At 66.7% G+C, this 9,794-nt stretch carries 9 protein-coding genes; 6 read left to right on the top strand and 3 right to left on the bottom strand.

The window, feature by feature from the left end; translation table 11 throughout:
- From JOY90_RS27215 to JOY90_RS27195, 5 genes are all read left to right on the top strand, one after another.
- A partial coding sequence (locus tag JOY90_RS27215; RefSeq protein WP_291694194.1) for an SMP-30/gluconolactonase/LRE family protein occupies positions 1 to 821 on the top strand: 821 nt, incomplete at its 5' end.
- The gene (locus JOY90_RS27210) at positions 818 to 2,359 is read left to right on the top strand and encodes a sugar ABC transporter ATP-binding protein (RefSeq protein WP_291694193.1); all 1,542 of its coding nucleotides are present in this window, start codon (positions 818 to 820) and stop codon (positions 2,357 to 2,359) included. The genes JOY90_RS27215 and JOY90_RS27210, both read left to right, overlap by 4 nt.
- A 236-nt stretch (positions 2,360 to 2,595) precedes the next feature.
- Positions 2,596 to 3,291: a transcriptional repressor LexA gene (gene lexA / locus JOY90_RS27205; RefSeq protein WP_291694192.1), complete on the top strand. Its 696-nt coding sequence runs from the start codon at positions 2,596 to 2,598 to the stop codon at positions 3,289 to 3,291.
- Positions 3,292 to 3,679: 388 nt separating this feature from the next.
- On the top strand, positions 3,680 to 4,102 hold the full coding sequence (locus JOY90_RS27200; RefSeq protein ID WP_291694191.1) for a hypothetical protein: 423 nt from the start codon (positions 3,680 to 3,682) through the stop codon (positions 4,100 to 4,102).
- Positions 4,103 to 4,204: 102 nt separating this feature from the next.
- Entirely contained in the window at positions 4,205 to 4,435 is a 231-nt protein-coding gene (locus JOY90_RS27195) for a hypothetical protein (protein WP_291694190.1), read from the top strand.
- A 16-nt stretch (positions 4,436 to 4,451) separates the two neighbouring features.
- Here the strand turns inward: JOY90_RS27195 and JOY90_RS27190 are convergent, their stop codons facing one another.
- The 3 genes from JOY90_RS27190 to JOY90_RS27180 all read right to left on the bottom strand — a co-directional run bounded on the left by JOY90_RS27190 (position 4,452) and on the right by JOY90_RS27180 (position 8,880).
- The gene (locus tag JOY90_RS27190) at positions 4,452 to 6,743 is read right to left on the bottom strand and encodes a ComEC/Rec2 family competence protein (RefSeq protein WP_291694189.1); all 2,292 of its coding nucleotides are present in this window, start codon (positions 6,741 to 6,743) and stop codon (positions 4,452 to 4,454) included.
- A 169-nt stretch (positions 6,744 to 6,912) separates the two neighbouring features.
- On the bottom strand, positions 6,913 to 7,101 hold the full coding sequence (locus tag JOY90_RS27185) for a hypothetical protein (protein WP_291694188.1): 189 nt from the start codon (positions 7,099 to 7,101) through the stop codon (positions 6,913 to 6,915).
- Positions 7,102 to 7,197: 96 nt separating this feature from the next.
- Positions 7,198 to 8,880, bottom strand: a complete 1,683-nt coding sequence (locus tag JOY90_RS27180) for a glutamine--tRNA ligase/YqeY domain fusion protein (protein ID WP_291694187.1) — start codon at positions 8,878 to 8,880, stop codon at positions 7,198 to 7,200.
- A 179-nt stretch (positions 8,881 to 9,059) separates the two neighbouring features.
- Here JOY90_RS27180 and gltX point away from each other — a divergent pair.
- On the top strand, positions 9,060 to 9,794 hold a 735-nt coding region (gene gltX / locus JOY90_RS27175; RefSeq protein WP_291694186.1), incomplete at its 3' end, for a glutamate--tRNA ligase.

The following is a 9,794-nucleotide window of genomic DNA, read 5'->3' as shown; positions in this document are numbered from 1 at the left end:
TCCTGGTTTGCGTCGCAGGCCATGGGCTTGCTGCGCTCGATCCGGCCAAGCCTGAGCCGCGCTGGCTCTGGGCCGCCGACGGCCGCGCGCTGGCCGGGCTGAACGCGGTCGCCGCCGCGCCCGACGGCCGCATCTTCGCGGTCGAAGGCAGCACCGCCCGGCCGCCGGATCAATGGCGCCACGACCTGATGGAGAAGCGCCACAACGGCCGGCTGATCGCCTGCGGCGCGGCGCTGGACGGCGCGACGACCCTGCTCGACGGCCTCGCCTATCCCTATGGCATCACGATCCAACCAGAAACCAGCCAGCTCTGGTTCACCGAGAGCTGGGCCCACCGGTTGAGCCGCATGGCGGTCCCGGCCAACGGTGCCATACGGCCCGAGACCGTGCTGCGCAACCTGCCGGGCTATCCGGCCCGCATCACGTCCGACGGCCATGGCGGCTTCTATCTCGGCCTGTTCGCGCGCCGCACCCATCTGATCGAATTCGTGCTCAAGGAGGACGATTTTCGCGAGGAGATGATCGCGACCATCGCGCCGGAGCTCTGGGTCGCGCCGGCCTATGCCGGTGGCGACAACTGCCTGGAGCCGATGCAGATCGGCGGCGTAAAAGCGCTGGGCATCCAGAAGCCCTGGGCGCCGCCGCGCTCCTACGGGCTTCTGGCGCATCTCGATGCCAATGGCGAGGCCACCGCCAGCATCCACAGCCGCGCCGGCGGCCGCTTCCACGGCATTACGGCTGCCTGCGCCACGCCGCAGGGGCTCGTGATCGCGTCCCGCGGCGCGAGCCGCCTCCTGTTCGGGCCCGGAGATCTGACATGACGGACACGATCGCGCTCTCCGACGTCGTCGCGAAAGCCGCCGCCCGCGAGCCGGTGTTGAGGGTTGTGGGTGGCAGCAAGATCTATGGCGGCGTCCACGCCATCGAGGGCGTCGATTTCGATCTCCATCCCGGCGAGGTCCATGCGCTGGTCGGCGAGAACGGCGCCGGCAAGTCGACGCTGTGCAAGGCGATCGCCGGCGCGATCCGGCTGACCTCGGGCGACCTCTTCGTCGACGGCAAGCGGGTCGATTTCGAGCAGCCGCGCGACGCGCTCGCATCCGGCATCTGCATGGTCTACCAGGAGACGAGCCTGGTGCCGACCATGACAGCGGCGCAGAACATCGAGCTCGGCAACGAGAAGCTGCTCACACGCTTCCGCACCCTGAACATCCAGGCCCAGCAGCTGTTGCAGTCGCTGAACTTCCACGTCGATCCGGCAACCCCGGTGGCGCTGCTCGGCACCGCGAAGAAGCAGATGGTCGAGATCGCGCGCGCGATCTACAACAAGGCGCGGATCATCATCTTCGACGAGCCGACCGCGAGCCTGACGCCGGAGGAGATCGTCCACTTCTTCCACCTCGTGCGCGACCTGCGCGCCCGCGGCGTCGCCATCATCTACATCTCGCACGCGCTGGAAGAGAGCCTGCAGATCGCCGACCGCATCACGGTGCTGCGCGACGGGCGGCTCGTCATCACGGCGCCGGCCAAGAGCCTGACCCGTGACGCGCTGGTGCAGCACATGGTCGGGCGCCAGGTGGCGCAGGCGATCTACGGCCGCAGCGAGAAGCCGGCGCATCACCGCCGCGAGAAGGTGCTCACTGTCGAGAACGTCACCATGGGCATGGTGGTGAAGAACATGTCGTTCTCGGTCTATGCCGGTGAGGTGGTCGGCATCGCCGGCCTGATCGGCTCCGGCCGCACCGAGATCGCCAAGATCATCTTCGGCGCGCTCAAGCGCAACCTCGTCAATGGCGGCACGATCAGGCTGCGCGGCAAGCCGATCCGCTACCGCGTGCCGCGCCAGGCGATCGACGACGGCATCGCCTACATCACCGAGGACCGCAAGGCCAACGGCTTCTTCGAGACCATGATCGTCGACGACAACGTCTATATCGGCAAGCTCGCGACCCGGCTCGGCTTCTCGTTCCTGCTCTCCCGCGCGCGCCGCTCGAAGCTCGCGAACTACTGGGTCGAGCGGCTCAAGATCAACGCGCTGCAGAGGAAGGCGCGCATCGTCGAATTGTCCGGCGGCAACCAGCAGAAGGTGGTGCTGGCGAAGTCGCTCGGCCAGGATCCCTCGATCATCATCTTCGACGAGCCGACCAGGGGCGTCGATGTCGGCACCATTCCCCACATCCATGCCGAGATCCGCAGGCTGGCCGACGAAGGCAAGGCCGTGGTCGTGATCTCCTCCTATCTGCCCGAGATCCTCGCGGTCTCGGACCGCATCCTGGTCGCCCGCACGGGGCGGATCGTCGCCGAATTCGACGCGGCGGACGCGACCCAGGACAAAATTCTGTACGCTGCCGTGCATTAGTTTTTGGCTGTCACTGATTCGTCGCCACCGAACGGCCCGACGCGGACCCAAGAAACCGGTCCAAGAATCCGGTCCAGAATCCGCAAAAACAATTTGCATTCACCGGAAATTAAGGTGTTGCGGAACACATACCGAACATATAGTGTCCGTTCATGATTTGTTTCGAGGGCTAGCAGCGGGAGCGCGTTTTCCCGCCATCCGCACCGAGAGACGCAGCAACCGGGGGACTTCTCGAGATGCTCACGCGCAAGCAATACGAACTTCTTCGTTTCATCAATGAACGCCTCAAGGAGGCCGGCGTGCCGCCCTCCTTCGATGAGATGAAGGATGCTCTCGACTTGCGCTCGAAATCCGGCATCCACCGCCTCATCACGGCGCTGGAGGAGCGCGGCTTCATCCGCCGCCTGCCGAACAGGGCCCGCGCGATCGAGGTGATCAAGCTGCCCGAGCTCTCGGCGACCGGCGGCAACAGCCGCCGCGGCTTCACGCCATCCGTCATCGAAGGCAATCTGGGCAAGCTGCGCGGCGCCAGCGCCGAGGACGGCGAACGTCCGGTTGCCGTGCCCGTGATGGGCCGGATCGCGGCCGGCACGCCGATCGAGGCGCTGCAGACGCGCAGCCACACCATCAGCGTGCCGCCCGACATGCTCGGCTCCGGCGAGCACTACGCGCTCGAAGTGCGCGGCGACTCCATGGTCGACGCCGGTATCCTCGACGGCGACATGGCGCTGATCCAGCGCAACGAGACCGCGGAAACCGGCGACATCGTGGTGGCGCTGATCGACGACGAGGAAGCGACCTTGAAGCGCTTCCGCCGCCGCGGCGCGTCGATCGCTCTGGAACCGGCCAATACGTCGTATGAAGTCCGCATCCTCCCGCCGAACCGGGTGAAGATCCAGGGCAAGCTGATCGGGCTCTATCGGAAGTACTGAGCGGCGTATGTTGCGGCCAGCCCGACATCGGGCTGGTGAGCTTCAGGGCATTCGGAACCGCCGGACTTTTGGCGGATGTGATGGTGTTCACTCCGTGATGTCGCGCGCGATCGAAAATGCCTTGCGCCTAGCGGAAATTCCGCGCTCCCACGATGAGCGAGGAACCATGCGGCTTCAACGGATTTGTGATCCTGCGATATGGCTGCGAGCCGTATAATTGCCCATAACCGAGCAAAAGCTCGCATGCTTCCTGTCCACTCTGATAGAGGCCTGCGCCTCCTAAGGACGTCGTGACGCCGGAGAATTGAATATCGGCTGCGTGAACAGATCACGGCGCGAGCAATAGCGTGGAGCGCGGGTTTGCTATCTCAAGAAGAGGAGCAATCCGATGTGTGACTACAGTATGCATGCCACGGCAACACGTCCCGCCAAGGTCGGCGAGACGGTCGTCACCACGACGTTTCGCGGTACCTCGACCCGCGGCTTCGCCTCACCAGAAGATCCCTCCGTTGCCGTCTGCATGCTGCCAGGAACCGAGCTCGCCTTCGCCGCCGACGTCCGCTACGACAATCGCTGGATCTGGACGCGCACCATCAACAGCCGCGTCGGCAAGTTCGGCAAGATCGATCCCCACGTGCCGGACCGCCATCATGACGCGATCGAGTTTCCGGACGGCAAATATGTCCTGGTGACACAGCTCGTCGAAGGCCAGCGCGCCACGGTACTGCAATTGCCGGTCATCCAGCAGGGAGCCGCGCCGGTGAAGACGACCGCTTCGACACCCGCGACGCCCTCGCTCCCTGTCGACTGACGGCCCGGGCCGAGTCTATGCTACCGCCGGTTGCCGACCGGCGGAGCCCTCGAGGTCCGCGGCGGCGCGCGAATCGACAACGAAGACTGCGGTCACACGGCCATGGTCAACAAGATCAGTTGGCAGAAGGCCGGACGGGTCACCGAGCCCGGGCGGTATATGTTCACGTTCGGCTGGCTCACCGTCACCGCCGACGACCTTGCGATCTGGCAGCAATACCCGCAGGCGACCTTCACCCTGGTCGAATTGCCGCGCGGCGAAGGCGGGGCGGAAGAATTTCATCTCGGCGCCTTCGAGCTGCCGCTCCCGATGCGTGAAGAGCCCGGCTCATAGCGCCACCAGGCGCCACTCACTCGTCCCCCTGCAAATCCGTGACCGGCGGCGTCGCATCCTTCCCGCCCGTGGCCGGTGGCCGCGACACCAGCACGGACTCGTCGCTGCCTTCGCCCGGCACCGCCGGCGACCATGGCCGGTCGAAGCCGCGCGGTCTGACTGCCTGCACCGCGAATGCATCGCCGTTCCGCCACAGCATCAGCGCGCCCTGGCGGCGCAGGCGGTCGCGATCGATCACTGAGGCGGCGCAATCGCGCGGCGCCGTGCGTGCGGTGACGATCAGCGCGGCGCGCTCGCAATCGTCCGCCACCGCCTCCGGCCGCAGCGCGGCGCTGACGAAGCGGCCATCCGCCATCGCCACCGCGCAGCCGCCGTCGTCGCAGGAGACGCCTTCGGCGAGCGTGGCATCGTCGGGGACGCGCGCGTCCGCATCGGAGGCGAGCCATTCCTTGACGAGAAACGCGTCCTTCGCCATCCGCATCAGATGCAGCCGGCCGTCCCTGCCGCGGACGGCGACGTTGTGACCGTCGCCGGAGATCAGGATGTCGGGCTGCGGCGCCGCCAGCGCCCAGGCGAGCGCGAAGGCGAGCACCAGCGCGCCCGACCAGCGCAGCGGCGTGCGCAACAGCCCCATCAGCACCACGCCGACCGACGCGGCGATCAGCGGCCCCGTGCCGAACGCCGCCATGCGGCCAATCGCGCCGGGCAGCGCCGCCACCCATTTCGTCACGACGATCATCCAGTCGATGCCGATGCCCATCAGCCACCAGAAGAAGCCGTCGAAGCCGAACGGCATCGCGAGCAGCCCGAGCATCCCCGCGGGCATCACCAGCACCGAAACCACCGGCATCGCCGCGAGGTTGGCGAGCAGCCCGTAGGGCGTGACGCGATGGAAATGAAAGGCGGCATAAGGCGTCGTCGCGAGCCCCGCGACCAGCGAGGCCAGCATCAGTGTCATCGCCTCGCGTCCGCCCCACAGCGCCAGTTTGGTCGCGACCGAACTGTCGGAGGCGGCAAACAGCCGGGGCATCCCGACCTGCACCAGCGCGACCAGGCCGAGGGTGGCCGCGAACGACATCTGGAAGCTCGGATGCACCAGCGCCTCGGGCGCGATCACCAGCACGATCATGGCGGCGAGCGCCAGCGTGCGGAGCGTGATCGCCCGGCGGTCGACCATGACCGCGATCAGCACCACCGCCGTCATGTAGAAGGAGCGCTGGGTCGCGACCTCGGCGCCCGACAGCAGCAGATAGAACGCGGCCGCAAACAGCGCCGCGGCCGCCGCCCATTTCTTGATGGCCTGGCGCAGGCTGAGGCCGGGGATCAGCGCAAGCAGCGCGCGCACGGCAAAGAACACCACGCCGGCGACCACGGCCATGTGATAGCCGGAGATCGACAGCACGTGGCCGAGGCCGGAAATGAACATGGCGTCGTTCACCGGCGTGGTGATGGCGTCGCGCCGTCCGGTCAGCAGCGCGGTGGCGATCGCCCGCTCGTCGCCGTCGAGCCGGGTGCGGATGCGCGCATCGATCGCGTCCCGCAGGTTCTGCATGAAGGCCGCGTAGCGCAGCGCCAGCCCGCCGCTCTGCGGCGGCGCCTCGGTCCGGATCGCGCCCATCACGAAGCCGGAGGCGCCGAGGCCCTGGAAGAACATGTCGCGCGCGAAATCATAGGAGCCCGGCCGCGAGGGCGCGAGCGGCGGCATCAGGCGCGCCTTCAAATTGACGAAACTGCCGACGTCGGGCGCCGTGCCTTTCTTCACCGACAGCCGCACCCGCTCGAGCCTGATCTCGTCGCGCGGGCTCTGCATCGCCGTCACCCGCAGCACGAAGCGGTCGGTGCGCTCGCGGATGTCGCGGGTTTCCACGAAGCCCGCCAGCACCACCGAATAGAGCGGCCGCGCCAGCATGCCATGCGCGATCCGCGCCGTCCTGAAAGTCGCGCAGGCAAAGCCCGCCGCAACGGCCGCAGCCAACACCGCAGCGACGAAGAACCTGCTTCGCCTCGCCTGGAACGCGGCGGCGCACAGCGCGCCAGCCACGGCAAGGCTGAGCCAGAGCGCCGGCTCGCGTTCGGCGGCGAAATAGAGCGCGATGCCCGCGCCGAACGCCACCGGGACCCAGGGCAACAGCCGCCCCGCACCGGCCTCCGCGCGGACCCAGCCGCGCAGACGTTCGACGAAGGCTGTCCAGACATCGAAGTCCGACGGCGCGAAACCGCCGGCCTGCGCCGCTCCACGCGGCGGCCAGACGCCCGCTACGGCACCTGCCATCCAGGGCGGGTGTGGCGGTCCGCTCCCCACAGCCATCAGACGCTACCCTTACGTGCGCACCTTCACGTTGGCGGCGCAGACTACCGTAAGGTGTTACCGGCTGCACAGGAGAACGGATCAGGAATCTGTTCGCGGGACGCGTGAGGATTCGCAAGGCGCGCGGCGAAGCGAGCCAGTGGGAGTTGAGGGGTTGGCGACCCTGCGGTCAGGCCCGGAATGTATCGGGCGCCACGGGCAGCCGCGTCACCGGTGAGCCCGGTCCGGCCGAAGCCGGCTGGAACGGCCGCACCTTGCCAGTCGATCCGGACGCCTGGTGCTTATGCCGATGGCTCGCTGCGTCCGCGGAAAAGGCGGGCACCAGCAGCAAAACCATCGCAATCGCGAGCTTCTTCATGAAAGGCCTCCTGCCCTGAAGACGGATCGAGCCGATCCGTCCTGGACCAGCCCAATCCTGATCAGGTGACGGCGGGCACGCAACAACAATTGACACTCACCCCTTGCCGCCGACTTCCTTCGCAAAGGTGTCTCGCAGGCCGATGGTTCGGTTCAACACCAGCCGGTCCGGCGTCGAATCCTTGTCGCGCACGAAATAGCCCTGCCGCTCGAACTGCATCGCTTCGGCCGAATTGGCCTCCGCGATCGCCGGCTCGATCCGCGCCTCCTTCATGATTTCCAGCGACTGCGGATTGAGGTCGGCGGCGAAATTGGCGGCGTCCGGGCTCGGCTTGGCGAAGAGCTGGTTGTAGATGCGGATCTCGGCGGGCCGCGACTGCGCGGCCGGCAGCCAGTGCATGGTCGCCTTCACCTTGCGTCCGTCGGGCGCGTTGCCACCCCTGGTCAGAGGATCATACGTGCAACGCAGCTCGACGACCTCGCCGGCGGCGTTCTTGATCACCTTCTCGCACTTGATGAAATAGGCATAGCGCAGCCGCACCTCGTTGCCGGGAGAGAGCCGGAAGAACTTTTTCGGCGGGTTCTCCATGAAGTCTTCCTGCTCGATATAGAGCTCGCGGCCGAACGCGAGGCGGCGCGTGCCGAGCGCGGGATCGTCGGGATGGTTGACCGCCTCGATTTCCTCCGTCTGCCCTTCTGGATAGTTTTCCAGCACGACCTTGAGCGGCCGGAGCACGGCCATGCGCCGCGGCGCCGTGCGGTTGAGCTCCTCGCGGATGCAGAACTCGAGCATGCCGACATCGACCACGCTGTTGGCTTTCGCCACCCCGATGCGCTTGACGAATTCCCGGATCGCCGCCGGCGGCACGCCGCGCCGCTTCAGGCCCGCAATGGTTGGCATGCGCGGATCGTCCCAGCCGGAAACGTGGCCGTCCTGCACGAGTTTTGTCAGCACGCGCTTGGAGAGCAGCGTGTAGGTCAGGTTGAGCCGTGCGAATTCGTACTGGCGCGGCCGCGACGGCACCGGCAGCTTCTCCAGGAGCCAGTCGTAGAGCGGCCGATGATCCTCGAACTCCAAGGTGCAGATCGAATGGGTGACGCCCTCGATCGCATCCGACTGCCCATGCGCATAATCGTAGCTCGGATAGATCGACCACTTGTCGCCGGTGCGCGGATGATGCGCATGCAGGATGCGGTAGAGCACGGGGTCGCGCAGGTTGATGTTGCCGGCGGCCATGTCGATCCTGGCGCGCAGCACGCGCGCGCCGTTCGGAAATTCGCCGGCCTTCATGCGGTGGAACAGGTCGAGATTCTCCGCAACCGACCGGTCGCGGAACGGGCTGTTGCTGCCGGGCTCGGTCAGGGTGCCGCGGTTGGCGCGGATCTCGTCCTGCGATTGGTCGTCGACATAGGCGAGCCCGGCGCGGATGAGCCCCTCGGCCCATTCGTACAGGCGGTCGAAATAGTCGGAGGCATAGAACAGGTTCTTGCCCCAGTCGAAGCCGAGCCAGCGCACGTCGGCCTGGATCGAGTCGATGTATTCCTGCTCCTCCCGGGTCGGATTGGTGTCGTCGAAGCGCAGATTGCAGTGGCCGGGAAATTCCTGCGCGACGCCGAAATTGAGCGCGATCGACTTGGCGTGGCCGATGTGCAGATAGCCGTTCGGCTCCGGCGGGAACCGGGTCACGATCTCCCGCTGCCGGCCAGCCTCGAGGTCGGCCTGGATGATGTCGCGGATGAAATCGCGCCCTGCCTCGGCGATTGCCGTCTCTGTCGTCATTCCCCGTTCCTGTCTGGAAATCAGCGGCCGTTCTGCCAAATTCGCCGCGTCAAGCCAAGCGGGCTTTGGCGAGCTCCGGCAAGCCCCGTGCCGCAGCAGGCTTTAGTTATGCATCATTCCTGCTATACACCACCGCCCGATACGCGACCCGCCCATCCTGTGAGCGACCTGCCCTGCTAATGACCGAAACGATCGTCACACGCTTCGCCCCCTCGCCCACCGGCTTCCTCCATATCGGGGGCGCCCGCACCGCGCTGTTCAACTGGCTCTATGCCCGCGGCCGCGGTGGCAGGATGCTGTTGCGTATCGAGGACACCGACCGCGCGCGTTCGACCAAGGAGGCGATCGACGCCATCCTGGACGGCCTGAAATGGCTCGGACTCGATTGGGACGGCGACGTCGTCTACCAGTTCAGCCGTGCCGCGCGTCATCGCGAGATCGCCCAGCAGCTGCTCGCGGCCGGCAAGGCCTATTACTGCTACGCCAGCGCCGAGGAGCTCGCCGAGATGCGCGAGAAGGCGCGCGCCGAGGGGCGCACACGGCTCTACGATGGCCGCTGGCGCGATCGCGATGCTTCCGAAGCGCGGCCCAACGTCAAGCCGGTGATCCGCCTGAAGGCGCCGCTCGACGGCGAGACCGTGGTTGAGGACCAGGTGCAGGGCCGCGTGGTCTGGCAGAACGAGAACCTCGACGACCTCGTGCTGCTGCGCTCGGATGGTACGCCGACCTATATGCTCGCCGTCGTGGTCGACGACCACGATATGGCCGTAACCCACATCATCCGCGGCGATGATCACCTGACAAACGCGGCGCGGCAAAAGCAGATCTACGATGCGCTCGGCTGGACCGTACCCGTCATGGCGCACATCCCGCTGATCCACGGACCCGATGGCTCAAAACTCTCCAAGCGCCAC

This window comes from Bradyrhizobium sp., assembly GCF_019242285.1.
Lineage (GTDB): Bacteria > Pseudomonadota > Alphaproteobacteria > Rhizobiales > Xanthobacteraceae > Bradyrhizobium.
This window is presented reverse-complemented; position numbering and strand designations above follow the sequence as displayed.